Consider the following 586-nt stretch of genomic DNA (forward strand, 5'->3'; position numbering starts at 1 on the left):
TGCCGGAAAAATTGAACACAGTGGCACAATCAGTTCGACCAGTAAAACCCAAGGTTTAGTGAACATACAAACAACGGGTACGGGTGCAGCTGCCGATATCAACTCATCAGGCAGTATTAACAGTAATAGTGCCTTAAATATCGATTCAGGCAATAACCTGAATGTAAATGCTAAAGAAATTATTATTAATAACGGCAGCTTAGCTTCGTCACCTTTAATTGTTAATGCCAAAGGTAATATCAATCTGGCAGCAGATACCCGCATTATGGATGATTCACAAGGAGGGGATGTCTATATTGATGCAGCAAATATCAATCTTGCCGCTGGATCGGAACTCAAAAGTAACCGTGGTACAGCAACCATACAAGTACAAAAAGACTTGGTCGCAGCCAAAGGCGCAAAACTGATTGCTGCCAAAGATTTAAATGTTTTAAGTAATGGTAAGTTATCACTTACAGAGAACCATATACAGGCATCATTAGGTTCAATCAACCTACAAGCAAATTCGGCTAATATTCAAAACCTGATTGATCTTCAAGGTGGGACGATCTATGCGGGTAAAGATCTCAACCTGTATAGTTCAGGA

1 pseudogene is annotated in these 586 nt (G+C 39.9%); it reads left to right on the forward strand.

The annotated features are described in order from the left end of the window. Window positions 1-586, forward strand: a pseudogene (locus WBW42_RS18755) (hemagglutinin); the annotation flags it as partial.

It is taken from the genome of Acinetobacter sp. LT1 (genome assembly GCF_059800965.1).